Origin of the sequence: Novosphingobium sp. ERW19 (genome assembly GCF_012641315.1) — a bacterium.
Taxonomy (GTDB): Bacteria; Pseudomonadota; Alphaproteobacteria; order Sphingomonadales; family Sphingomonadaceae; genus Novosphingobium.
In genome coordinates this window covers 59,467-83,903 of the sequence record NZ_JABAIC010000003.1, presented here as the reverse complement: position 1 = coordinate 83,903, position 24,437 = coordinate 59,467, and the positions used below count along the sequence as shown (strand labels likewise).

The 24,437-nt window shown below is 65.1% G+C and carries 25 protein-coding genes and 1 tRNA gene; 11 read left to right on the top strand and 15 right to left on the bottom strand.

Translation table 11 applies throughout. From position 1 onward, the window contains the following. Positions 1–14: 14 nt before the first annotated feature. The 7 genes from mmsB to HGI46_RS06320 all read right to left on the bottom strand — a co-directional run bounded on the left by mmsB (position 15) and on the right by HGI46_RS06320 (position 6,442). Entirely contained in the window at positions 15–884 is an 870-nt protein-coding gene (gene mmsB / locus HGI46_RS06350) for a 3-hydroxyisobutyrate dehydrogenase (RefSeq protein ID WP_168903546.1), read from the bottom strand. Positions 885–999: 115 nt separating this feature from the next. Further along, positions 1,000–1,782, bottom strand: a complete 783-nt coding sequence (locus tag HGI46_RS06345) for an enoyl-CoA hydratase-related protein (RefSeq protein WP_168903545.1) — start codon at positions 1,780–1,782, stop codon at positions 1,000–1,002. Next, positions 1,779–2,849 carry an enoyl-CoA hydratase/isomerase family protein gene (locus HGI46_RS06340; protein WP_168903544.1) on the bottom strand — a complete coding sequence of 357 codons (1,071 nt, stop codon included), beginning with the start codon at positions 2,847–2,849 and terminating at the stop codon, positions 1,779–1,781. Before HGI46_RS06340 ends, HGI46_RS06345 begins: the two co-directional genes overlap by 4 nt. Continuing rightward, positions 2,846–3,988, bottom strand: a complete 1,143-nt coding sequence (locus HGI46_RS06335) for an acyl-CoA dehydrogenase family protein (RefSeq protein ID WP_168903543.1) — start codon at positions 3,986–3,988, stop codon at positions 2,846–2,848. The genes HGI46_RS06340 and HGI46_RS06335 overlap by 4 nt, the downstream gene beginning before the upstream one ends. An 87-nt stretch (positions 3,989–4,075) precedes the next feature. Continuing rightward, positions 4,076–4,378: an I78 family peptidase inhibitor gene (locus HGI46_RS06330; protein WP_240946620.1), complete on the bottom strand. Its 303-nt coding sequence runs from the start codon at positions 4,376–4,378 to the stop codon at positions 4,076–4,078. 4 nt (positions 4,379–4,382) lie between these two features. Beyond that, positions 4,383–4,934, bottom strand: coding sequence for a hypothetical protein (locus tag HGI46_RS06325; protein ID WP_118073219.1), 552 nt, complete (start codon positions 4,932–4,934; stop codon positions 4,383–4,385). An 11-nt stretch (positions 4,935–4,945) separates the two neighbouring features. Next, positions 4,946–6,442, bottom strand: coding sequence for a CoA-acylating methylmalonate-semialdehyde dehydrogenase (locus HGI46_RS06320; RefSeq protein ID WP_039337732.1), 1,497 nt, complete (start codon positions 6,440–6,442; stop codon positions 4,946–4,948). 105 nt (positions 6,443–6,547) lie between these two features. On the opposite strand from HGI46_RS06320, the gene HGI46_RS06315 reads away from it, so the two are divergent. Then, complete coding sequence (locus tag HGI46_RS06315) at positions 6,548–7,444, top strand: LysR family transcriptional regulator (RefSeq protein ID WP_118073217.1); 897 nt, start codon at positions 6,548–6,550, stop codon at positions 7,442–7,444. Between the two features lie 92 nt (positions 7,445–7,536). Here the strand turns inward: HGI46_RS06315 and HGI46_RS06310 are convergent, their stop codons facing one another. Continuing rightward, positions 7,537–7,836, bottom strand: a complete 300-nt coding sequence (locus HGI46_RS06310; RefSeq protein WP_118073216.1) for a DUF3297 family protein — start codon at positions 7,834–7,836, stop codon at positions 7,537–7,539. A gap of 100 nt (positions 7,837–7,936) precedes the next feature. Between HGI46_RS06310 and HGI46_RS06305 the strand changes: the two genes are divergently transcribed. From HGI46_RS06305 to HGI46_RS06280, 6 genes are all read left to right on the top strand, one after another. Further along, a tRNA-Val gene (locus tag HGI46_RS06305) sits at positions 7,937–8,011 on the top strand. A 95-nt stretch (positions 8,012–8,106) separates the two neighbouring features. Next, entirely contained in the window at positions 8,107–8,358 is a 252-nt protein-coding gene (locus HGI46_RS06300) for a hypothetical protein (RefSeq protein WP_168903541.1), read from the top strand. 76 nt (positions 8,359–8,434) lie between these two features. After that, entirely contained in the window at positions 8,435–8,626 is a 192-nt protein-coding gene (locus tag HGI46_RS06295; protein WP_118073214.1) for a DUF2892 domain-containing protein, read from the top strand. A 53-nt stretch (positions 8,627–8,679) separates the two neighbouring features. Next, a complete protein-coding gene (serS, locus tag HGI46_RS06290; protein WP_168903540.1) occupies positions 8,680–9,960 on the top strand; it encodes a serine--tRNA ligase in 1,281 nt (426 codons plus the stop codon). After that, entirely contained in the window at positions 9,957–10,718 is a 762-nt protein-coding gene (locus HGI46_RS06285; RefSeq protein ID WP_168903539.1) for a M23 family metallopeptidase, read from the top strand. The genes serS and HGI46_RS06285 overlap by 4 nt, the downstream gene beginning before the upstream one ends. A 5-nt stretch (positions 10,719–10,723) precedes the next feature. Beyond that, a complete protein-coding gene (locus HGI46_RS06280; RefSeq protein WP_118073212.1) occupies positions 10,724–11,779 on the top strand; it encodes a potassium channel family protein in 1,056 nt (351 codons plus the stop codon). On the opposite strand, the gene HGI46_RS06275 is transcribed toward HGI46_RS06280, so the two are convergent. Then, on the bottom strand, positions 11,760–12,191 hold the full coding sequence (locus HGI46_RS06275; RefSeq protein WP_240946619.1) for a DUF1761 domain-containing protein: 432 nt from the start codon (positions 12,189–12,191) through the stop codon (positions 11,760–11,762). The two genes, HGI46_RS06280 and HGI46_RS06275, sit on opposite strands and share 20 nt — an antisense overlap. A gap of 87 nt (positions 12,192–12,278) precedes the next feature. Here HGI46_RS06275 and rimO point away from each other — a divergent pair, with 87 nt between their 5' ends. Further along, the gene (gene rimO / locus HGI46_RS06270) at positions 12,279–13,685 is read left to right on the top strand and encodes a 30S ribosomal protein S12 methylthiotransferase RimO (RefSeq protein WP_168903538.1); all 1,407 of its coding nucleotides are present in this window, start codon (positions 12,279–12,281) and stop codon (positions 13,683–13,685) included. Positions 13,686–13,687: 2 nt separating this feature from the next. On the opposite strand, the gene HGI46_RS06265 is transcribed toward rimO, so the two are convergent. From HGI46_RS06265 to HGI46_RS06255, 3 genes are all read right to left on the bottom strand, one after another. Beyond that, positions 13,688–14,965 (bottom strand): HD-GYP domain-containing protein, encoded by a 1,278-nt coding sequence (locus HGI46_RS06265; RefSeq protein WP_168903537.1) that lies wholly within the window; start codon positions 14,963–14,965, stop codon positions 13,688–13,690. Positions 14,966–15,107: 142 nt separating this feature from the next. Then, positions 15,108–16,727 (bottom strand): M20/M25/M40 family metallo-hydrolase, encoded by a 1,620-nt coding sequence (locus HGI46_RS06260; protein ID WP_168903536.1) that lies wholly within the window; start codon positions 16,725–16,727, stop codon positions 15,108–15,110. A gap of 76 nt (positions 16,728–16,803) precedes the next feature. After that, the gene (locus HGI46_RS06255) at positions 16,804–17,826 is read right to left on the bottom strand and encodes a cyclopropane-fatty-acyl-phospholipid synthase family protein (RefSeq protein ID WP_346766682.1); all 1,023 of its coding nucleotides are present in this window, start codon (positions 17,824–17,826) and stop codon (positions 16,804–16,806) included. Positions 17,827–17,949: 123 nt separating this feature from the next. On the opposite strand from HGI46_RS06255, the gene HGI46_RS06250 reads away from it, so the two are divergent. Together HGI46_RS06250 and HGI46_RS06245 are read left to right on the top strand one after the other, a co-directional pair. Further along, positions 17,950–19,281, top strand: a complete 1,332-nt coding sequence (locus tag HGI46_RS06250; RefSeq protein WP_168903535.1) for an NAD(P)/FAD-dependent oxidoreductase — start codon at positions 17,950–17,952, stop codon at positions 19,279–19,281. Continuing rightward, positions 19,281–20,036, top strand: coding sequence for a DUF1365 family protein (locus tag HGI46_RS06245; protein ID WP_168903534.1), 756 nt, complete (start codon positions 19,281–19,283; stop codon positions 20,034–20,036). Before HGI46_RS06250 ends, HGI46_RS06245 begins: the two co-directional genes overlap by 1 nt. Positions 20,037–20,038: 2 nt before the next feature. Here HGI46_RS06245 and HGI46_RS06240 read toward each other — a convergent pair whose 3' ends face one another. The 3 genes from HGI46_RS06240 to HGI46_RS06230 all read right to left on the bottom strand — a co-directional run bounded on the left by HGI46_RS06240 (position 20,039) and on the right by HGI46_RS06230 (position 22,800). Further along, complete coding sequence (locus tag HGI46_RS06240) at positions 20,039–21,037, bottom strand: inorganic phosphate transporter (protein ID WP_118073208.1); 999 nt, start codon at positions 21,035–21,037, stop codon at positions 20,039–20,041. A 24-nt stretch (positions 21,038–21,061) separates the two neighbouring features. Further along, positions 21,062–21,709, bottom strand: a complete 648-nt coding sequence (locus HGI46_RS06235; RefSeq protein ID WP_118073207.1) for a DUF47 family protein — start codon at positions 21,707–21,709, stop codon at positions 21,062–21,064. Between the two features lie 116 nt (positions 21,710–21,825). Continuing rightward, complete coding sequence (locus HGI46_RS06230; protein ID WP_168903820.1) at positions 21,826–22,800, bottom strand: magnesium and cobalt transport protein CorA; 975 nt, start codon at positions 22,798–22,800, stop codon at positions 21,826–21,828. Between the two features lie 88 nt (positions 22,801–22,888). On the opposite strand from HGI46_RS06230, the gene HGI46_RS06225 reads away from it, so the two are divergent. Continuing rightward, positions 22,889–24,412 (top strand): NAD(P)/FAD-dependent oxidoreductase, encoded by a 1,524-nt coding sequence (locus HGI46_RS06225; RefSeq protein WP_118073206.1) that lies wholly within the window; start codon positions 22,889–22,891, stop codon positions 24,410–24,412. The last annotated feature ends 25 nt before the right edge of the window (positions 24,413–24,437 follow it).

Below are 24,437 nucleotides of genomic sequence, written 5' to 3'. Positions count from 1 at the left end.
CGGGGGGCACCAGCTTAGAGCGACTTGATGATGGCCGAGAAATCGAGGCCGGCGTTGCCCGCGTCGGCGAAAGCCGAATAGAGCTCTTCCGCGCGCTGGCCCATCGGCACATCGGCGCCGGCGTCCTTTGCAGCGGCCATGGCCAGCTTCAGGTCCTTGAGCATCAGCGCCGTGGCAAAGCCGCCCTGGTAGCCATTGTCGGCGGGGCTCTGTGGACCGACGCCGGGGACCGGACAGTACGAGGTCATCGACCAGCACTGGCCCGAAGCCTTTGACGAGATGTCGTAGAAGGTCTGCAGGTCAAGGCCGAGTTTCTCGGCCATGGCAAAAGTCTCGCAGGTGGCGACCATCGAGGCGCCAAGCAGCATGTTGTTGCAGATCTTGGCGGCCTGCCCTGCCCCGCTGGCCCCGGCATGGATCACCGCCTTGCCCATGGCGGCAAGGATCGGCTCGGCGCGCGCGAAGGCTTCGTCGGAGCCGCCGACCATGAAGGTCAGGGTCCCGCCATTGGCCGCGGCGATCCCGCCCGAGACAGGCGCGTCGACCATGACATAGCCGGCAGCATCAGCCGCCGAGGCAACTTCGCGCGCGGTGGCAACGTCGATGGTCGAGCAATCGAGCAGCAGGGCCGAGGTTGGCGCCTGGCCGATCACGTCCGCGCTGTAGACCGACTTCACGATGGCGCCGTTGGGCAGCATCGAGACGACCGCATCCGCCCCCTGCACCGCTTCCTTGACCGAGGTGTAGGTGGTGCAGCCGTTTTCCCTGGCCCGTTCGAGCGCCGCTTCGGCAAGATCGAAGGCGTGAACGTCGTGGCCAGCCTTGACGAGGTTCGCGGCCATGCCGCCGCCCATGTTGCCGAGGCCGATGAATGCGATTTTCATGAGAATCTCCCCTCCCGCAAGCGGGAGGGGCCGGGGGTGGGCCGTCTCCCGAAATGGTGGGTGAGACCAGCCCACCCCTAACCCCTCCCGCCTGCGGGAGGGGGACTTGTTGAACTTAACGCCCCTTCCACACGCCGGGGCGCTTTTCGATGAAGGCCTTCATGCCCTCGGCCTTGTCCTCGCTGGCGGTGAGGATCTGGAAGACGCGACGTTCGAACAGCAAGCCCTGGTCGAGCGTGGTCTCGAACGCGGCGTTGACCATTTCCTTGTTGGCGACAGCGGCCATCGGCGGCATCGCGGCAATGGTCTCGGCGGTCTTGAGCGCATCGGCGAGGAGGTCTGCCAGCGGCACGACGCGGGTGACGAGGCCCGAACGCTCGGCTTCAGCGGCATCCATCATGCGGCCGGTGAGGCACATGTCCATCGCCTTGGCCTTGCCCACGGCGCGGGTCAGGCGCTGCGAGCCGCCCATGCCGGGCGCCACGCCAAGCTTGATCTCGGGCTGGCCGAACTTCGCGTTTTCCGAAGCGATGATGAAATCGGCCATCATCGCGAGTTCGCAACCGCCGCCCAGCGCGAAGCCGTTGACCGCCGCAATCCACGGCTTGCGCGTGGTCTTGACGAGGTGGCTGGTCCACTTCGAGAAGAAGTCCTCGTTGTAGAAATCAGCGGCGGGCTTTTCCGACATTTCCTTGATGTCGGCGCCGGCGGCAAAGGCTTTCTCGCCCGAGCCGGTCAGCACCGCGCAACGCTGCGAGGCGTCGGCTTCATAGGCGGCAAAGGCCTCGATCAGTTCGGCCAGAACCTGCGAGTTGAGCGCATTCAATGCCTGCGGGCGGTTCAGCGTGATGAGGGTGACGGCACCCTTCTGTTCGACGAGGATGGTTTCGTAAGTCATAGCGGTTTCCATTCGTCAGCAGCGCCCAGCGGCGCGAAGATCTGGTCGAGCAGGTCGTCGGTGACGCCCTCTGCGGTGGCGGGCGACCACTTCGGCGCGTGGTCCTTGTCGACAATGACGGCGCGAACGCCTTCGGCAAAGTCCGGCAGGACCAGGACGCGGGCGCCGATGCGGTATTCCATCGCCATGTTGGCTGCGAAGTCCGGCAGCGTCAGGCTGGTGGCGAGCTGGCGAAGGGCGACCTTGCAGGTCTGCGGGCTCTTGGTGTGGAGCGTCTTTAGGGTTTCGGCGGCAAAGTCCGAGCCGTCGGCTTCGAGTGCGGCGAGAATGTCTTCGTAGCGGTCAGAGGCGAACAGGCGGGCAATGTCGGCGGCGTGGGCGGCGATCTTGGGCTCGGGCGGGACGGCTGACAGTTCGCGCAGGATCGCCGGGATGTTCTCGGGATCGGCGGCGATACAGGCCTTGGCTTCGGCCAGGTTGGACGATGGCAGGTAGTGCGTGGCAAGACCGGCCCAGACGCATTCCGCACCATCGAGCCGCGCACCCGTCAGCGCGAGGTACTGGCCGAGGCGGCCCTTGAGGCGCGAGAGGAACCAGCCGCCGCCAACGTCCGGGAACAGGCCGATGCCGGTTTCGGGCATGGCGAGCTTGGTGTTCTCGGTCGCCACGCGGTAGGTCGCGGGTCCGGCAATGCCGACGCCGCCGCCCATGGTGATGCCATCCATGAAGGCGACCACGGGCTTGCCGTAGGTCATCAGCAAGTGGTTGAGCTGGTATTCGTCGTGGAAGAACTTGCGGCCAGACGTGCCGCCATCGTTCAGCGCCGAATTGCGCAGGAAGGCGATATCCCCACCGGCACAGAAACCGCGCGACAGCTTGGGATCGCCATCGGCGGGCAGCTGATGGTCGATCATCACGACCGCGACGCCATCGTCACCCCGCCATTCGAGAAGCGATGCGGTCATGGCGTGGACCATGTCGAGCGTCAGCGCATGGATCGCGCGGGGGCGGTTGAGCGAGAGGATACCAGCTGCACCTTCACGCCGGCCAAGAACTTCGTCGGTCACTTCAGCAGGTCCCTTCCCACGATCATGCGCATGACTTCGTTGGTGCCTTCAAGGATGCGGTGGACGCGCAGGTCGCGCCAGAAGCGCTCGATCGGGTAATCGCGCAAGTAGCCGTAGCCGCCGAACATCTGCAGCGCGCGATCGACGATCGAGGAGCCGTTATCGGTCGCCAGCTTCTTGGCCATGGCCGAGAAGCGCGTCTTGTCGGGCGCGCCGGTGGTCACCTTGGCCGCTGCCATGTAGAGCAGCGCGCGGGCGGATTCGAGGTCGGTCGCCATGTCGGCGAGGACGAACTGGGTGTTCTGGAATTCGGCGATGGACTTGCCGAACTGCTTGCGATCCTTGACGTACCCGATCGCCTCATCAAGGCAGCGCTGCGCACCGCCCAGCGAACAGGCGCCGATATTGAGGCGACCGCCATCGAGGCCTGCCATGGCGAACTTGAAGCCGTCGCCCTCGGCCCCGACGCGATTGGCGACGGGCACGCGCACGTTGTCGAAGATGACCTGCGCGGTGGGCGAGGCATTCCAGCCAAGCTTGCGTTCGGGCGCGCCGAAGCTGACGCCGTCCATGTCCTTGTCGATGACGAGGCACGAGATGCCACGCGCACCTTCGTCGCCGGTGCGGACCATGGTGACGTAGATATCGTTGACGCCGCCGCCGGAGATGAACTGCTTGGTGCCATTCACCACGTAATGGTCACCATCGAGGCGGGCGGTGGTCTTGAGCGCGGCTGCGTCAGAGCCCGAACCGGGCTCGGTAAGGCAGTAGCTGGCGATCTTGTCCATGGTGACCAGATCGGGAAGATAGCGGCCCTTGATCTCGTCTCCACCGAAGGTGTCGATCATCCACGCCGCCATGTTGTGGATCGAGATGAACGCGCTGGTGGCCGGACAGCCATAGGCCATGGCTTCCATGATCAGCGCAGCTTCGAGACGCCCAAGGCCAATGCCGCCCGATTCCTCGCTGACGTAGATCGCGGCAAAACCCAGTTCGGCGGCCGCCTTGATCGTGTCACGCGGGAAGGTGTGGTCTTCGTCCCACTGCGCGGCAAAGGGGGTAATGGCATCGGCGGTGAAGCGGCGGGCCATGTCCTGGATGGCGATCTGGTCTTCGGTCAGCGCGAACTGGTCGGTCATCTGTCTTTTCCCGTCACACGGAATTAACCGTGCCCTTAAACTGAAGCATGGGCGGCGGATATGGTCCACCGCCCAAGCTGTCCAGACCTATCCGCAGGAAATGCGGACCAAGGTGTAGTCATCATCATAGGACACCGTGAGCCGGTCGGCGCGGTAGTCCATCGTTACGGCAGAGCGCGGCGGCACCCAGCGCAAGGTGCGTGCCCCGGTCAGCTTGAGCAGTTGCGTGCCCGCTTCGGCGGTGGCCCTGGTGCCGAGCAGCGACTGCGCCGGATCGGCATTGCAAGTGCCCTGCGGCATCGCCGGCAAGTCTTCGGGCGGGGTGGCTTGCGTGCAGGCCGAAAGGCCGGCGACAGCGGCGATGGCGATGATCGGCAGCTTCATCTTCATCCCCTCACTTGCAACGGCTGTGGCGACGCGGGCCCTGCGGTGCGTCATCGCCAAATTCGGTCAGCACCAGGGTCTTGCCGCCGTCCTCGAGCTTGTAGCTGGCATCGCGCTGCCACTTCATGCCCTCGCCCTCGTAATCGAACACGGCGCGCACTTCGGTGGGCGTGGCGACCTTGGCGTTGGTCAGGTCAGCCACGGATTCGTAGAACTTCACCGACTTCTCGCCAATGGTCAGCGCGCCCTTGTCGGCCCCGGTGGTGGGGTCGCAGTCCGCCGGGCTCATCGCCCACTTGCCGCGCATGGCTGCAGGGAAGGTGGCGGCGGTGATCGGCGCGGCTTCGCTGGCGCCGGGGGCGACCGGCGCGGCCATCGCCTCGCTCTCGCTGACCATGGGCGCGAGGCTGGGCGTCGCCGAAGCGCTGGGCTCGGGCGAAGGGTCTGAGCACGCGGCAAGCGCCAGCGGCAGGATCAGCAGGGGAAGAGCGAGATGCTTCATCGGGAGTGCTCCGGTGTGGTTGATGGCATAACCAACGCGCACCGGAGCGATCCTTTCCATGAGGCCTCAGGTCAGCCCATCGTCGGGATGACGAAGGCGTTTCCACCATCAGGCGAACCATCCGGCCAGCGCTGGGTGATCGTCTTGACCTTGGTCCAGAACTTCACGCCTTCCATGCCGTGCTGGTTGGTGTCACCGAAGGCAGACCGCTTCCAGCCGCCGAAGGTGTGGTAGGCAACCGGCACCGGGATCGGCACGTTGATGCCGACCATGCCGACATTGACGCGGGCAGCAAATTCACGCGCGGCGTGGCCGTTGCGGGTGAAGATGGCGACGCCGTTGCCGTACTGGTGCTTCGACGGCAGCGCGAGCGCTTCCTCGAAGTCCTTGGCGCGGACGATCTGCAGGACGGGGCCGAAGATCTCGTTGTGGTAGCTGTCCATGTCGGGCGTGACATGGTCGATCAGCGTCGGGCCGACGAAGAAGCCTTCCTCATGCCCCTGCAGCGTGAAGCCGCGCCCATCGACGACGAGTTCGCCGCCTTCCTCGATGCACTTGCCGATCCAGCCTTCGACCTTTTCCTTGTGCGCCTGGGTGACAACCGGACCGTAGTGCGCTTCGGGATCGGTCGAGACGCCGACGCGCAGGGCCTCGATTGCCGGGATCAGCTTGGCGCGGAGCTTGTTGGCGGTTTCCTCGCCCACGGGCACCACGACGGGCAGGGCCATGCAGCGCTCGCCAGCCGAACCGAAGGCCGCGCCGCACAGGTCGTTGACGACCTGATCGAGGTCGGCGTCGGGCATGACGATGCCGTGGTTCTTGGCACCGCCCATGGCCTGCACGCGCTTACCGGCGGCGACGCCACGGTTGTAGACGTAGTGGGCAATATCCGACGAGCCGACAAAGCTGACCGCGCCGATGGCCGGGTGATCGAGGATCGCGTCGACCATTTCCTTGTCGCCATGGACGACCTGGCAAATTCCTTCGGGCAGACCCGCTTCGATGAACAGTTCGGCCAGGCGCACCGGGACCGAGGGGTCACGCTCGGAAGGCTTGATGATGAAGGCGTTGCCGGTGGCGATGGCAATCGCGCTCATCCACAGCGGGATCATGCCCGGGAAGTTGAACGGCGTGATGCCCGCGCCGATGCCGATCGGCTGGCGCATCGAATAGACGTCAATGCCGGGGCCGGCGCCTTGGGTGTATTCACCCTTGAGCACGTGCGGGATGCCGCAGGCGAATTCGACAACCTCAAGGCCGCGCTGGATATCGCCCTTGGAATCGGCAATGACCTTGCCGTGCTCCGACGAGAGCATGTGGGCGAGGCTGTCCATGTTGGCTTCGACCAGTTCCTTGAAGCGGAACATGACGCGGGCGCGGCGCTGCGGGTTGGTGGCGGCCCAGGCGGGCTGCGCCTTGAGGGCGGCCTGCACGGCGCGCTCGAGCGTTTCGGCGGTGCCAAGCGCGACTTCGGCCTGCACGCCGCCGTTGTTGGGATCGAAGATCGGACTCTTGCGGGCGGGCGCGCCGCCGGGGCCGCCGACGATGAAGTGGTCTACGAGACGCATCAGAAATCCTCTTTCACCAAGACTTGCGCAGCGTGATGCGCCCGCCGGAGATTGCAGGCAACAAGCGAATGTGCGAGGTCTACCTGCAAATTTGCAGGTGACCGGATGCAGTCGAGCGACTGGAACGATTTTCAGGCCTTTCTCGCGGTGGCGCGCGCCGGACAACTCGCGCGGGCAGCGGCGAGCATGGGCGTCGATGCCACGACGATCGGACGGCGGTTGCGGCGGCTCGAGACTCGCACCGGCGCCACGCTGTTCGAACAGACGCGCGAAGGACAGGTCCTGACCGAAGCGGGCGAGGCGATGCTGGCCGAGGTCGAGGCGATGGACCAGGCCGCCAGTCGCATCGCCGAGAATGCCGCGAGTGTGGGGGGAGTTGCCGGTAACTTGCGGGTGAGTCTGTCCGAAGGCTTCGGGAGTTGGATTGTTGCCCCTGCCCTGCGCAGTTTTGTCGAGGCCAACCCGAGGCTGATGGTCGATCTCGTTGCTTCTTCAGGATTTCTCAGCCCGTCCAAGCGCGAAGCCGACCTTGCGGTCACGCTATCGCGCCCGCGCGCAGGGCCGGTGATCGCGGGGAAGCTCTCGGACTACACGCTGCGGCTTTACGCGACGCGCGGGTATCTGTCGCAAAAGGGGTTGCCGGAAAAGCCAGCCGAACTCGCGCGCGGACACCGGCTGGTGGGCTATATCCCCGATCTGCTCTATGCGCCGGAACTGCGCTATCTCGCTGAAATCGAACCGGACCTGACCGCGAACCTGCGCTCGTCCTCGATCATCGCGCAGCACCGCATGATCGCGGCGGGGGCGGGCATCGGCGTGCTGCCATGCTTCATCGGCGATTCGGACAAATGGCTGGTGCCGGTCCTGCCCGCCGCCCGCGTGACGCGATCGTTCTGGCTGGTGACGCACAAGGACACGCACAACCTGGCGCGCGTGCGGGCGTTCAAGGACTGGCTTACCGCGCTGGTTACGCGGGAGCGCGGGCGGCTATTGCCGCGGTAAGGGGCAAAGGCAAAGAGTGCCCCTCCACCACCAGCCTTGCTGGCGGTTCCCCTCCCCGTTTGCACTTCGTGAAAACAGGGAGGATCGGGAAGTCAGGCCTTGGCGACCGGCGCGTCTGGCCCAAGGTCTTCGTACCAGGCTTCGACCGGGCCATTGAGCTTGATCGTGAGCGGGTTACCCTTGCGATCCATGCTCTTGCCCGCCTGCACGCGCACCCAGCCTTCGGAGATCGAGTATTCCTCGACATTGTTGCGCACCACGCCCTTGAAGCGGATGCCGACGCCGCGGCGCAGCTTGTCCGCATCGAAATAGGGGCTGCGCGGGTTGATCGCGAGACGGTCCGGCGGGACGTCGGGACCAGAGGTTTCGGGCTGAATGGTTTCGTCGCTCATGGAGGGCGCAAATATCTTGATTGCCCCACTTGTCAATCGAAGCGGAGCGTCGTAGAGGCCCGCCCCTGTCAAGCGGTCGGAACGCCGACCTTGCTCTGACGGGCGCGTAGCTCAGCGGTAGAGCACACCCTTCACACGGGTGGGGTCACAGGTTCAATCCCTGTCGCGCCCACCAGAAACGGCCCGCGAGAGATCGCGGGCTTTTCTGTATCTGGCGGAACCGCGCGTTGCCCAGGTGGATTGGTCTTTCTCCCCCACGGAGAAATTTCCATGCAAAACAAGGATGAACGCACGCCACCGCTGGAGCCGAAGAGCGACAACGCAAGCCTCAACAGCGAAGTCCACGCGACCACCAAGATCAATTCAAGCGTGACGCCCGAGCAGTATCCGGAAGCGCAGCGGCGGATGCAGGCGATTTCCTCGCAGGAGCCCAGCGAAGGGGTTCGCAAGGACAGGACGCAGGATGCATCGCGCCTTTCCCATTCGAGCGAGGAGCCCAGCGAGGGTAAGAGAGAGAAGTGAGTGCGGTTTGCGCGAAATCAAGGAACTTCTAATATAACGTGGCATCATGGGCTGGTTAGCAAGGAGGACCAGACCCATGTTCAAGACCAATGTTGGCGGGATCGACCGCGCGGCTCGCATCGTGCTGGGCCTTGTGCTGATCGCGCTCGTTTTCGTCGGGCCGCAGACACCCTTCGGATGGATCGGCGTGGTGCCGCTGCTGACCGGCCTGATGCGCACCTGCCCGCTCTATTCGCTGCTGGGCATGAATACCTGCCCCCGCATGTAAGAGCGCCGAGGGCGGGTTGCGCCGGGAGACGCGAGGCGGCATAGCGCTGCGCCATGCACGATATCCGCCTGATCCGCGAAAACCCCGCCACGTTCGATGCCGCCCTCGCCCGCCGCGGGGTGGAGCCTGCTGCTGAAGCCATCCTCGCGCTCGACGCGCGCCGTCGCGAGATCGCGACGCGGATGCAGGAAGTGCAGGCCCGCCGCAATGAAGCATCCAAGGCCATTGGCGCGGCCATGAGCAAGGGCGACAAGGATACGGCCGAAGCGCTGAAGGCCGAAGTGGCGGCGCTGAAGGTGGAACTGCCCTCGCTGGAGGAGGAAGAGCGCCAGTTGACGGCGCAGCAGAACGCTGCACTGGCCGCCTATCCCAATGCGCCTGCCGCTGATGTGCCGGAGGGTGCGGACGAGAGCGAGAATGCCGAACTGCTGCGCTGGGGAAGCCCGCGCGAGTTCAGCTTCACGCCGAAGGAGCATGCCGATCTCGGCCCGGCGCTCGGGCTTGATTTCGAAACCGGCGCGCTGATTTCGGGCGCGCGATTCACGTTCCTCAAGGGCGGGATGGCGCGGCTGCACCGGGCGCTGGCGCAGTTCATGCTCGACCGGCAGACCGGCGAGAACGGCTATCTGGAATGCATTCCGCCGCTGCTGGTCAAGGACGAGGCGGTGTTTGGCACGGGGCAATTGCCCAAGTTCTCGGAAGACCTGTTCAAGACCACCGACGGGCGCTGGATGATCCCGACCGCCGAGGTCAGCCTGACCAATGCGGTGCAGGGCCAGATTCTGGGCGAGGCCCAGCTTCCCCTGCGCATGACGGCCCTGACGCCGTGTTTCCGCTCGGAGGCCGGTGCGGCGGGGCGCGATACGCGGGGGTTCATCCGCCAGCACCAGTTCGAGAAGGTTGAACTGGTTTCGATCACCAAGCCCGAGGATTCGGAAGCCGAGCATGAGCGCATGACCGCTTGCGCAGAAGGCGTGCTGCAGGCGCTGGGCCTGCCCTATCGCAAGGTGCTGCTGTGCACCGGCGACATGGGCTTCACGGCGCGCAAGACCTATGACCTCGAGGTCTGGCTGCCGGGCCAGGGCGCCTATCGCGAGATCTCGTCGTGTTCGAACTGTGGCGACTTCCAGGCGCGGCGGATGAATGCGCGCTATCGCCCGGAAGGGGCAAAAGGCACCGAGTTCGTTCATACTCTTAATGGTTCGGGCCTTGCCGTGGGCCGTACGCTGGTGGCAGTCTTGGAGAACTACCAGCGGGAGGACGGATCGGTGGACGTGCCGGAAGTGCTGCACCCCTACATGGGCGGGCTGACCCGCCTCGAACCGCTGGCGTGATCCGCGCGCTGGCGGCAGGCCTTGCGCTGCTGGCAGCGGCACCGGCTGTTGCGCAGGGCGCGCGCCCGCCGATCGTGGCATGGACCTATACCGTGCAGGCGGGCGATACCTTCTCGGACATCGCGCGGCGCTGGGGCGTGGACATGGCGACGCTGGGCGAGGCGAACGCGATCCCCAGCCCTTACGTCATCCGCATCGGGCAGGTGCTGAAGCGGCCAGAACCCAAAGGCGCGCCCAAGGGTGCGCCCAAAGCTCTGGCAAAGCCCTCTCCCTCGGCTGCTGCGGTCGAAACCCCGAAGGCGGTGCCCCGCCCGGCCCCGACGCTGCGACCCGCCCCGCCTGCGCGCGCGCCGCTTGCGCCGCGTGAATCCGACGCACCGAAGATCGGCTGGCCCACCGAAGGCGCGGTCGTCAGCCATTATCGCGACAAGGTGGCAGGCATTCCTTCGAACGGGATCGACCTGATTGCCCACCCCGGACAGAAAGTGCGGGCGGCGGCGGCGGGCACGGTGCTCTATGCCGGGAAGGAGCCCGAGCGCTTCGGGCAGTTGATCCTGATCGATCATGGCGGCGGCTTCGTCACGGCCTATGCCTATCTTGGCATGATGACGGTGAAGGAAGGGCAGGCCGTGACCAAAGGCGAGCGCATCGCGCTGGTCGGGCAAAGCGGTGAAGTGCAGCGGCCTACGGTTCATTTCGAGCTGCGCCGCAACAATGTGCCGCGCGATCCGGAACTATACCTGCCGCCGCGGTTGTAACGCTGATGGACCTTCACCTTCTCCGCCGTGGCGGGCGCAAGCCGACGAACGTGTTGCGGCGAACGCTGAAGGTCTCGGTCTGGGCCGACCTTGGCCTGCGGCTGGGTGCCGCGTTTGCGCTGGTGGCGATCGTGGTGGCCGTCCACTGGATCGACCGGGCCGGGCTGAAGGACAGCCATGACGGGACGATCAGTTTCCTCGACGTGGTCTACTTCACGATGATCTCGATCACGACCACCGGCTTTGGCGACATCGCCCCGGTGAGCGACCGTTCGCGGCTGATCGAGGCGGTGATCGTCACGCCGATCCGGGTGGCGGTGATCTTCATCTTCGTCGGCACGGCCTACAATTTCATCATCAAGCGCACCTGGGAGCGGTTTCGCATGGCGCAGATCCAGAAGAACCTGACCGATCATATCGTGGTGCTGGGCTTTGGCGTATCGGGGGCCGAAGCCGTGGCCGAACTGGTCGCGCGCGGCACCGATCCGGGCTGCATCGTGGTGATCGATCCTTCGGAAAGCGCGCTGGCGGCAGCGGCCAACATCGGCTGCAATGTCATGGCTGGCGATGCCACGCGCGATGCCACGCTGGTCGACGTGCGCATCGACCGGGCCTGCGCCATCCTGGTTTCGGCCGGCCGCGACGATACCTCGATCCTGATTACGCTGACCGCGCGGCACCTGGCGCCGGGCGTGCCGATCAGCACCGTGGTGCGCGCGGCGGACAACGAGGATCTGGCGCGCCAGGCCGGGGCCAGCACGGTCATCAACCCGGTGCGCTTTACCGGGCTGCTGATGGCCGGGTCCGCCCATGGCAAGCACGTCGCCGAATACCTGACCGATCTCGCCTCGGTCGAAGGCCGGGTGCAACTGGTGGAGCGCAAGGTGCGGCCCGAGGAAGTCGGCCGTCCGTTGGCGGCGCTGGCCAGCGGCGGGCGAGGCTTGAGGATCTATCGGCGCGGCACGGTCATCGGCTTCTGGGAAGCGGCTGCCGAACGGCTGGAGGATGGCGACGAGATCGTCGAGATCGCCCCGACCCCGGCTACTGGCCGAGAAGCATGAAGGCGAGACCCATCGAGAGGTAGGCGGCGAGCCAGAAGCCACCGTCAATCAAGGCGAGGCGCGTGCTGATGCGCTGCTGGCTGTAGCTGATCCACAGCGAGGGGATGATGAAGGCGATGGCAAGCCCGCCCGACATCATGAAGTAGAGCCACCACTTCACGTCGAGCGTGGCCGCCCCGACGCGGGCGAACATGTGGCCCATCATGCTGGCGGAAATGAACAGCAGCGCAGTAGTGATCGCAGCGGTTCGCGCAGGCGAGCGGCGAATGCCGAGCTTGCCGGGGCCGACTTCCTCCAGCCGGGCACGGCCGAACAGCGGGCCATACCAAAGGGCTGACGCACCGAGCGCAAAAAGCGTTGCAACAACGACGGCTATCCAGTTGACCGGGCCCATCTTTTCCTTCTTTGCCAAGCCCCCGCTGCAACCATCTGCTACGCCTGAGAAACGCGGAAGGCAACGCCAAGCGGGCCAATGGTGACGTGGCGTGCTTTTTAGCCTATGGGCCGCGCCACGATGGCAAGCCAGATTCCCCCTCTCGAAATTCCCGAAGCCCCCAAAGTCGGCATGGTCAGCCTCGGCTGTCCCAAGGCGCTGGTCGATTCCGAACGAATCCTGACCCGCCTGCGCGCCGACGGCTATGCGATGAGCGCCGATTATGCCGGTGCCGACGTGGTGCTGGTCAACACCTGCGGCTTCCTCGATTCCGCCAAGGAAGAGAGCCTTTCCGCAATCGGCGAGGCGATTGCCGAGAACGGGCGCGTGATCGTGACCGGGTGCATGGGCAACGAGGCGGACGTGATCCGCGCCAAGTTTCCGCAGGTCCTCGCCGTGACCGGCGCGCATCAGTATGAAGCGGTGGTCGAGGCCGTGCACGAAGCCGCACCGCCGAGCATGGGCCCCTATATCGACCTGATCCCGCAGGCCGAGCCGGGGGACATCAAGCTCACCCCGCGCCACTACAGCTACCTCAAGATTTCCGAGGGCTGCAACCACGCCTGCGCGTTCTGCATCATCCCAAGCCTGCGCGGGAAGCTGGCCAGCCGCCGGATCGACGCCGTGCTGCGCGAGGCCGAAAAGCTGGTGGCGGCAGGCACGAAGGAACTGCTGGTGATCAGCCAGGACACGTCGGCCTATGGTGTGGACGTGCGCCATGAAGAGCGCGTGTGGAAGGGCAACCCGGTCCGCACGCACATGACCGACCTCGCCCGTGAACTGGGCAAGTTGCGCACGCCGGAAGGCGAGACGCCGTGGGTGCGGCTGCACTACGTGTATCCCTATCCCCACGTCGACGCGGTGATCCCGCTCATGGCCGAGGGACTGGTGACGCCCTATCTCGACATCCCGTTCCAGCACGCCAGCCCGAACGTGCTGCGGGCGATGAAGCGCCCGGCGAATGAGGCCAAGGTGCTGGACCGCATCAAGGCCTGGCGCGAAATCTGCCCCGACATCGCTATCCGTTCGAGCTTCGTCGTCGGCTTCCCCGGCGAGACCGAGGCCGACTTCGAGTATCTGCTGGAGTGGCTGGAAGAGGCACAGCTTGATCGCGTCGGCGGCTTCCGGTTCGAGCCTGTGGCAGGTGCCGCTGCGAACGACCTTCCCAACCCCGTGCCTGAAGCGGTCAAGGAAGAGCGCTATGCCCGGCTGATGGAAACCACCGAGCGCATCAGCGCGGCCAAGCTGGCGGCCAAGATCGGCAGGACGATCAAGGTGATCGTCGACGAAGTGGGCGAGCCGGACGAGGACGGCGACATCGGTGCCACCGCGCGGTCACAGGCCGATGCGCCTGAGATCGATGGCGCAGTCTATCTGCGCAACGTGCCAGCCACGCTGAAGGCTGGCGATTTCGCGCAGGTGCTGATAGAGGACGCCGACGCGCACGACCTTTACGGCGTGATAGCAAACTAGGATCAGGCCGCTTCCTTGCAGGCGGCGGCCAGCAGGCTTTCGCGCAGCGCGCCGATATCCGGCAGATCGAGCCCTGCAATATCGGCGATGCCTTCGATGGCATCGTCGCCGTAGCAATGGGCAAGCGCGATCGTCTCGCCCTTGAGCCGTTTGGCGAGAGGCAGCGACCAGAAGGTGCGGACCACGGGGAGCGCGGTGTCGGCGGGGTCCTCGTCTACCACCATGGCCAGGCGGTCGGACCGCAGGCGGACGAAGGAACCGATCGGGTATACGCCGACGGTTTCGACGAAGCGTTCTAGGATGGCGGGATCGAACGATCCGGGCTGTTCGCGCAGGCGGCGGATGGCGTCGGCGGGGTCCAGCTGTTCGACACCGGAAATCAGCGTGTCATAGGTGTCGCAGATTGCGGCCATGCGGCTGAGGGCTTCGATTGCCGCGCCGCTCAACCCCTGTGGATAGCCGCTGCCGTCGAGCCTCTCGTGATGGTGCAGGATTACCCGCAGGACCGGCTCGGGAATGTCGCCAGCCGCCTTGAGGAAGGTGTAGCCAAGCACGACGTGCTGTTCGCGCAGGTCGGGGCGCAGCAGCGAATAGTCTCCCCCGACCGAGGCGAGATCGACCGGGAGCTGGCCCACGCCGACATCCATGAGCAGGCCTGCCATGCCCGCGTCGCGGATGTCTACCGGCGAGAACTTCATGTGGCGGGCCAGCGCGATCATCAGGGCGCTGACGGCGAGTGAGTGCCGATAGACCGGCTCGTTGTCGTTCTGGCAGCGCAGCAACCCGTTGAAGGCATAGAGATTGCGCTGGACCGAGGCATAGACCGCATCGAGCACAGGTTCGATTTCCTGCACCTTGATCGCCTTGCCGAGCCTGACCTGGATGAAGGCCTTGCTCACGACGCGCAGCGCATCGCCGGCGGCGCGCCTGGCCCGGCCGAATTCGCGGGCGATGGGCATCGCGGCTGGCGCGCGGCCGAAGCCGGGACCGGGCCGCTGCGGCACGGGTTCGATGGCGGCGCGCGTTGCCTGGGCGATCATCCCGGCGTTGCGCGGGCCTGAGACGATCTGCGGGGCCGCCGTCGGTTCGTCCGCCGTGGCCTTGCCCAGCGCCGTATCGATGATCACGCCGTCCACCTCGCTGTCGCGCAGGCGTTCGAGCATGTCGGGATCATCGAGCAGGAACTTCCGCTTCCAGAAGGGATGGCTGAACCAGCTCCCTTCGAGCTTGTGGATGAACATGCCGAGTTGGACTTCGTCCGTGGATATGCGCTTGAGCATGGCCCGCCTGCTTGAATGACGGGCACTAACCTAGGTTATAGCGGGTGTGGCATTTCCAGCCGGGGAACTCCGGGGAAATGCGTAAGGCCCCGCCCCTTCCCGTTAGCCATTACAGCCAAGGGACGAAGCGGGGCGGCACGTCTTACTGGTTGGGGTCCTGCACCTTGAACGGATCGGTGGCGTCAGGCTTGGTCGGCAGCGGCGAGCGCGGCAGTTCCTTGTCGCTCATCGCCGCCTGCAGCAGCATGCCGGCAAGGACCACCGAGGCCTGGCGCATGTCGTCGGCGCGCATGTGATCGAGCGTGTCGACACTCGAATGGTGGACACGGCTTTCGTAATCGAGCGGGTCCTGGATGAACTGGTAACCGGGCAGGCCGATCGCCTGAAGATAGACGTGATCGGTGCCACCGGTCTTGCTCATCACCACCTTGTCGGCGCCGAGCGAATTGAACGGGCCGAGCCATTCGCGCAGGATCGGCGCGGCCGCGACATTGCCCTCGGCATAGATGCCGCGGAACTTGCCCGAGCCGTTGTCCATGTTGAAATAGGCCTTGAGATCGGCATAGCCGGGCTTGGGCGTGATCGGGTAGGCATTGCGCCAGGCCGAGTAGCTGTCGATCCCCTTGAGCGCGGGATCGACCGGACGCGAGGCCAAGTGTCGTTCGATATAGGCCTTTGAGCCCAGCAGGCCCTGCTCTTCCCCGCTCCACAGGGCAAAGCGGATGGTCCGCTTCGGCCGGACGCCCGACTTGGCGAGCAGACGCGCGGCTTCGATTACCGCAACGCTGCCGGCGCCGTTGTCTGCTGCGCCATCGCCGGCAATCCAGCTGTCGAAGTGGGCGCCGGCCATGACGTAGCCGGCCTTGGGATCGGTGCCGGGGATTTCGGCGATGACGTTGTCGGCCATCAGGTCCTTGTCATCGAAGCTGGCATCGATCGACAGGGAAAGCTGGGGGGCGGCGCCGGTCTTGGCGAGGCGGACGAGGCGGCGATAATCCTCCTGCGCCATGTCCATCGCGGGTACGGCAAGCGTCTGGCCGGGCACAAAATCATAGCCCTCGCCGTGGACCAGCTTGCCGTCGCGGTAGGTCATCTTGACCATCGCCAGCGCGCCTTCGGCCTTGAGGAATTCCGAAAGCTTGCGGGCAAAGCCGCGGCGCGCCACCTGCATGGCGAGGCCTTCGGGATCGTGGCGCGGCAGGGTATACTTGTCGAGCTTGCCGATATCCTCGCCCGAGAGGCGTTCGAACATCGGGTCCTTGGACTCGCTGCTCTCGCCCGGGAGGCTGACGAGGACGATCTTGCCAGCGAGCTTGCCCTTCCATGCGTCAAAATTCTCGACCTTGCTCATCGGTGCGACCACGACCGGGGCGGTGATCGTGCCGTTCGTGGCGGGTGACCATGCCACCGGCAGGACGGTCAGCGGGAGGCTGCGCGGGCTCGTCATCGTGGCGGAATAGGACTTGAGGTTCCAGCCAAGCCCGAATTCGAAGGGTTCGCGGTGAATGTTCTTGAGGCCGTAGGACGCGAACTTTGCCGCTGCCCAGTCTTCGGCCTTGCGGTGGTTTTCCGAGTTGGTGAGACGCGGGCCGATGCGGTCCATCAGCTCGGACGCCGTTTCCATTGCATCGGAGCGGTTGAGGCCTTCATCGAGCAGCTGGGCGATCAGCCGGTCTTCGGCGGGGCCGGCAAGAACAGGGGCAGCAGTGGCGCAAAGCGCAATGGCGGCGACGCCGGTGGCGACGCGCGAGCGGACAGTCATGTCTGGAAGGCTCCCTGAGCAAGTTTCTATCGCAACCAGTCTTGCCGCTGGAGCCGCGCTTGCCAAGTGCCTTTTTTTACGCCGGCCTCAGCAGCCAGTGGCTGACGCCCCATTCCCTGCCGCCGCGATGGCCGAACAGGCCCGCCGTGGCGAGGTAGAACAAGCGCCAGCGGCGCATCCACAAGGGCGTATCCTTGCCATAGACCAGGCGCAGCACCGGCTCGATCTCGGCCGCCTTGGCGTCGAACAGCGCAAGCCAGTCGCGCGCGGTCTTCTCGTAGTGCGAGCCGTCCCACCACCATTCGCGCTCCAGCGCAAACAGATCGGCGAACTGGCCGATGAGGGCGTGGCTGGGCATGATGCCGCCGGTGAAGAAATACTGCGCGATCCAGCTCGACTTGTCGGCCGTGTCGAAGCGGTAGGGATATTGGCGGTGGCTGAAGACGTGGAGGAACAGGCGGCCATCGGGGCGGAGCCATGCCTTCACCCGGCCGAGCAGTTCGCGCCAGTTGGCCATGTGTTCGAACATCTCGACCGAGACGACGCGGTCGAACTGCCCATCGGGCGCAAATGCGTTCATGTCGGCGGTAAGCACGGTCAGGTTGGTGAGGCCGCGCGCTGCCGCCTTGGCACGAATGTGCTCGCCCTGCGGCCGTGAATTCGAGACGGCGGTGATGCGCGCATTGGGGAAGCGCGCGGCCATGAAGAGGCTGAGCGAACCCCAGCCGCAGCCGAGTTCGAGGATGTGCTGGCCGTCCTCCAGCGCGGCGTGTTCGACCGTCGCCGTAAGGGCGGCAAGTTCGGCCTGTTCAAGCGTCTCTTTGCCGGTGGGATAGAGGCAGCAGGAATACTTGGCGTTGGGCCCAAGGCTCAGTTCGAAGAAGCGCGGCGGCAGTTCATAGTGCTGTTCGTTGGCGGCATCGGTGTGTTCGGCAACGGGCCGCTGCGCCATCCACGCGGCAAACAGGGCATCGGCCGGCCGATCGCGATGGAGGGCGCGGCGGCGCTTCTCGCACATGAAGGACACGCCGGCGCGGGTCAGCGCATCGGGCAGCGGGGCGCGCTCAACGAGCGAGATCAGCGGGGCAAGGAGGCTCACGACAGGTAACTAGCCATTGGGGTGTGACTTGTGTCAACCTGTCACCACGGGAGCGGTCTATAACGGGAAACGGACAGGTAAGGTCACGGCGCTTCGTGTCGCGGTGCCTATGGGGGTCATGGTGTGATAACAGAGAGTGGTGCGCCGGGGGGCGCGCTCGATATTGCCGTGGTGGGGAGCGGAATCTCCGGCCTTTCGGCTGCGTGGCTGTTATCGCAACGGCACCGCGTGACGCTGTTCGAGGCGGCGGACCGGCTTGGCGGGCACAGCAACACGGTCGAGGCCGATGGCGTGCCGGTGGACACCGGGTTCATCGTCTACAACGAGCGGACCTACCCCAACCTGACGGCGCTGTTTGCGCATCTGGGCGTGCCCACGCGCGAGACGGTGATGAGCTTTGCCGTCACGCTGGACCAGGGGCGGTTGGAGTATTCGGGCGACTTGCGCGGATTATTCGCACAGCGGCGGAACCTTGTGTCCCCGCGCTTCTGGTCGATGCTGCGAGACCTGGTGCGCTTCTACAAGGCTGCACCCCGCGACCTGCCGGAGATGGGCGAACTCGGGCTTGGCGCCTATCTGGACGGGCTGGGCTGCGGGCCGGCGTTTCGCGACGATCATCTCTATCCGATGGCGGCGGCGATCTGGTCTACCCCGGTGCGCGATATTCCGCACCATCCGGCGGCAGCCTTCGTGCGCTTTTTCGAGAACCACGGACTGCTGCAGTTCCGCGAACGGCCGCGCTGGCGCACGGTCGATGGCGGGAGCCGCGAATACGTGAAGCGCATCAGCGCACCGTTCATCGAGCGCGTGCGGCTGTCTTCGCCGGTGCAACGGATACGGCGCCTGCCCGATGGTGTTCTGATAGATGGCGGGTGTGGCTGGGAGCGGTTCGACCAGGTCGTGCTCGCCACCCATGCCGACCAGTCACTGGCCATGCTGGGCGATGCCGACGACGACGAGCGGCGCCTGCTCGGGGCCTTTCCCTATCGCCATAACGAAGCCGTGCTCCATGCCGATGCGCGGCTCATGCCGCGGCGCCGCAAGGTGTGGTCGGCGTGGAACTATGCGGCGCAGCGGGGGGCGGAACAGCACCAACTATCGGTGACCTACTGGATGAACCGGCTGCAGCACCTGCCGACCGACAAGGACCTGTTCGTCACGCTCAATCCGCTGGACGAGCCTGATCCGGCACTGGTGATCCGGCGCGAGGCCTATGATCACCCGGTATTCGACGTGGCCGCCGGCCTTGCACAGAAGCAGTTGTGGTCGTTGCAGGGCCGGCGCCGCACATGGTTCTGCGGCGCGTGGTTCGGGGCGGGATTCCATGAGGACGGGCTGCAATCGGGCCTTGCCGTGGCCGAGCAGCTGGGCGGCGTGCGGCGGCCCTGGAACGTCGCGGACGAATCCGGGCGCATCCATGTGACGCATCAGGCGCGCGTGCCGGAAATGGCGTGATGGACGACGGGGCGCTGTATCTCGGGCATGTGCTGCACCGGCGATTGCGGCCCTGCATCCACGTGCTGCGCTATCGCGTGCTGCACATGGCGCTCGACATCGACCGGATCGACGACCTTGCGGCGCGGCTGCGGCTGTTCTCGCGCGGGCGGTTCAACCTGTTTTCCTTCCATGACCGCGATATCGGCGACGGCAGCGCGCTGCGCCCGCACGCCGAACGGCTGCTGCGCGAAGCCGGCATCGAACCGGACGGCGGCCGCATCGTGCTGCTGACGATGCCGCGCATGCTGGGATATGCCTTCAATCCGTTGAGCACATGGTTCTGCCACGGCGCCGACGGGACCTTGCGCGCCGTGATCTACGAGGTCTCCAACACCTTCGGCGAGCGGCACAACTATGTGATCGCGGCAAAGCATGGCGGCACACTGCACCAGTCGGTGGCGAAGCGGTTCCATGTATCGCCGTTCCTGCCGATGGATCTGGACTATGCCTTCCGCGTGCAGCCGCCGGGCGAGCGGCTCGGGATCGGGATCACTGTCTCCGACGCAAAAGGGCCGGTGCTTGCCGCAGTCCATACCGCGCGGCGTCGTGAACTGACCGACGCCGCTCTTCTGCGGGCGGCGCTGGGCTACCCTCTGGCAACTCTCAAGGTAACTTCAGGCATTCACTGGGAAGCGCTCAAGCTGTGGCTCAAGCGCGTGCCGCTGTTCTGCAAGCCGCCGCCGCCCGCGACGGCGGTGACGGTGGGGCAGTAAGATCAGAACAGGCGGGTGAGCAGGTAAAAGGCGGCGCTGACGGTGGCGCTGGCCGGGATCGTGATAAACCATGCCATGACCACGCGCTGCGCCACGCCCCAGCGGACGGCGCTGGCGCGGCGGGCAGCGCCGGTGCCGATGACGCTGCCGGTGATGGCGTGGGTCGTCGAAACCGGGATGCCCAGCGCGCTCGCCCCGAACACCACGATCGACCCCGCCGAAGAAGCGCAGAAACCGGTGTGGTGGTTGAGCCGGGTAATCTTGGTGCCCATCGTCTTGATGATCTTCCAGCCGCCCGACATCGTGCCCAGTGAGATGGCTGCATAGCACGACAGCACGACCCATTCGGGAATGTGGAATTCACCCTTCAGATAGCCCGTCGAGTAGAGCAGCACGGTGATGATGCCCATCGTCTTCTGCGCATCGTTGCCGCCATGGCTGATCGAATAAGCCGCCGACGACAGCAGGTGCAGCCCCTTGAACACGCCTTCGGCGCGGCGCGGCTGGAAGCTCTTGAACAGCCAGCTGGTGATCAGCACGAAGAACATGGCCAGCGCCATGCCGATCATCGGCGACATGAAGATGGCGACGAAGGTCTCGATCGTCTTCTTGGATTCGATTGCGTCGAAGCCGCCATGCATCACGCCCGCGCCGAGCAGGCCGCCGATCAGCGCGTGGCTCGATGACGACGGGATGCCCTTGATCCAGGTGACAATATTCCAGAACATCGCCCCGATCAGCGCACCGAACACGACCGCAGGCGTAACGATGTCCTTGTCGATGATGCCTTTGCCGATAGTGTCGGCGACATGGAGGCCGACCAGCCAGTAGGCACCGAAGTTTCCTGCCGCAGCAAAGATGACGGCGGCGACCGGCGACAGCAGGCGCGTCGAGACGACGGTGGCGATGGAATTCGCCGCATCGTGCAGGCCGTTCAGAAAATCGAAGGCCAGCGCCAGCGCAATCAGGCCGACCAGCAGCGGAAAGGCGAGCTCGTGCATCGGATCAGCTCCTGTCCCGCGCCGTCAGGCGTGGTCGATGACCAGCGCGTCGATCTCGTTCGCGACGTCTTCGAAGGCGTCAGCGATCTTTTCGAGGTGCTTGAAGATCTCGCGCGAGACGATGAAGGCGATGTGATCGCCATCGGCGCGGTGGCGCTGGAAATTGGCCTTGAGGCCTGCCTGGTGGATCAGGTCGACCTCGCCCTCCAGCTTGACGATGCGTTCGGTCAGTGCATGAAGGCGGCCGCCGTTGCGCTCGATATCGCGGAGCAGCGGCATGGCTTCGGCGATGAGGCCGACGGCTTCGACGATCTTGTCGGCCATCGCCTGCATCTCCGGCTCGAAGCCGACGATTTCGTAAAGCTCGATGGCCGATGCGGCAGCCTGCATCTCGTCGATGGTGTCATCCATCGCGCCGATCAGCGAAGTGATGGCCCCGCGATCGAATGGCGTGAGAAAGGTGCGGCGCACGGTGAACAGCACTTCGCGGATCACGTCATCGGCGGCATGCTCGCGGTCGCGGATCTTGCCGACCCACTGCGCGGAATCGCCTTGGGCGCGCGTCAGCCTGGCAAGGGCATCAGCCGCGTCGACGCAGGCTGCCGCATGGCGTTCGAACATGCCGAAGAAATCGCCCGACTTGGGCAGGAGACGCTGGAACCAGCCGAACATCGATAAGCTTCCCGAATTGCCGCACGCACCAGGGGAAACGACTCGTCTCCTCCTGTGCGCGCACTAGGCCAGTCATAGTGCGGTAACAATCGGAAAGCGCGTGCTTGTCCACACGATCAGAGCCAGCCGATCCGCCTGAAGCGCAACCACAGGCCGCCGCAGATGGTGATGATCACGCCCCACACCGCAAAGTAGCCATAACGCCACTTCAGCTCGGGCAGGTATTCGAAGTTCATGCCGTAGATGCCGGCAATGGCGGTGGGCACGGCGAGGATGGCGGCCCAGGCAGCCAGTTGGCGGGTCATCTCTCCCTGCCGGTGCTGTTCGAGCAGGCTGGCGGTTTCGACAATGGCCGCAAGCGTTTCCTTCAAGCCCCGCATCCGCGCCATGGCCCGACGGACATGATCGAGCACATCGCGAAACCAGATCCGCGCGGCGGGATCGATGCAGGGAAGATCAGCCACCACCAGGCGTTCGCAAACCTCCTCCATCGGCCCGATCACCCGCTCGAACCGGCGCAACTGGCGGCGCAGGCGGAAGATGCGGCGGATGACCGACTGCTCGGGAAACACGTCGATGGCGGCTTCTTCCATCTCCTGCGCGATCTCCTCGAGGCGTTCGAGCAAGGGCAGGTAGCCATCGACGATGAAGTCGAGCACGGCGTGGAGAATGTAGTCCGGCCCTTCGGAAAGCCTGTCGCCCTGCGCCTCGATTTCGGCGCGCAGAGTCACGTGCGGCCGGGTGCTGCCGAAGCGCACGGTGATGAGAAAATGAGGGCCGACGAAGAAGGCTGTCTGGCCATAGCCGATTTCCTCGCCTTCCTGCAGTTCGGCGGTGCGGGCGACCACGAACAGCGTCTTGCCGTAAACCTCGACCTTGGGCAGCTGGCGGGGATTGAGGGCGTCCTCGACGGCGAGAGGGTGCAGGCCATACTGACGGCGCACGAGATCCATCTCCGCCGCGTCCGGTTCGCACAGGCCGATCCAGTCAAAGCTGTGAGGCGCAAGCTCGGCCACGCAAGCGCCGGTCAGTTCAAGGGCTTCATCGTGAGCGATGCCATTGCTGTAGCGGCGGGCGGCGATAACGGTCATGCCGACATGAGTGGCAAAGTCGGGCGCCACTGGCAATCGCGCGCAAGTGTGCTAACATTTCTGTAAATAGAAACGATGGAGAGCGATCGTGGGTGCAGAGCAGTCCACCTTTACGGCCGGCAAGCCGGATACAGACGTGCTGATCGTCGGCGCCGGAATTTCCGGTATCGGCATGGCAGCGCACATGAAAATGCTCTGCCCCGACCGCTCGTTCACGATCGTGGAGCGCCGGTCGCAGATCGGCGGCACGTGGGATCTGTTCCGGTACCCCGGCGTGCGTTCCGATTCGGACATGCACACGCTGGGCTTCGTGTTCGAGCCATGGAAACACGAAAAGTCGATCGCTGACGGTCCGTCGATCCTCGACTATCTGAACCGGATTGCCGACGAGCGCGACATCCGCCGCCACATCCGCTTTGACAGCAAGGTGGTGAGCGCCGATTTCGACAGTGCCGCCGGGTACTGGGTGGTGACCCTGGAAGGCAAGGACGGGCAGCGCAGCCGGGTGACGGCGGGCTGGCTCTACCTGGGATCGGGCTACTACGATTACGACAAGCCTTACGAGGCGCATTTCGAGGGGCGCGAGGACTTCAAGGGCGAGATCGTCCACCCGCAGTTCTGGCCGGAGAACCTCGACTACGCGGGCAAGCGGGTCGTCGTCATCGGATCGGGCGCGACCGCGGTGACGATCGTGCCGTCAATGGCGGACAAGGCCGCGCACGTCACGATGCTGCAGCGCACGCCGACATGGTACGTCACCCGGCCAGCCAAGGACGCGATCGCCAATTTCCTGCGCAAGTTCCTGCCCGAGGAGACCGCGTACCGGATCACCCGGTTCAAGAACGTCAAGCTGCAGAACCTGTTCTTCAAGCGAGCACGCACCCGGCCGGACAAGGTTGCCGCTTTCCTGACCAAGCGGCTGAAGTCGTTGCTGGGCGACAAGTACGACGAAAAGGCCTTCACGCCGCCCTACAATCCGTGGGAGCAGCGGCTGTGCCTGGTGCCCGACGCCGACCTGTTCGAGGCGATCAAGGCGGGCAAGGCCAGCGTGGTGACCGACCGGATCGAGCGTTTCGATGCGACCGGCATCCAGCTGCAATCGGGCAAGCATCTCGATGCCGACGTGATCGTTACGGCAACCGGCCTCAAGATGGTCATGGCCGGCAAGATCGCGATCAGCGTGGACGGCATGCCGGTCGATTTCGCCGACCGCTATTACTACAAGGGCGCGATGTTCTCGAACGTGCCGAACCTTGCGGCGGTGTTTGGCTATCTCAACGCTTCGTGGACGCTGCGGGCCGATATCAACGCGCGCTATATCTGTGACGTGCTCAACGCGATGAAGGCGCGCGGGATGGAAGTTGCCGTACCGAAGCTGGCGCCCAACCACCATCTGGACGAGGACAACATCTACGATTTCTCCTCGGGCTATATCGAACGCGCGCGCCATCTCCTGCCCAAGTCGGCAAGCGACATGCGCTGGCGATTGAACCAGGATTACGTGCGCGACGTGGCGTGGATGCGCGATGACCCGATCGAGGACGGTGTGCTGCAATTCGGCCATCCACGCCCGGCAACCGCGCACAAAGCGCACATGGCGGCAGCGGAATAAGCGCTTTTGCGGGAGCGTCCCTTGC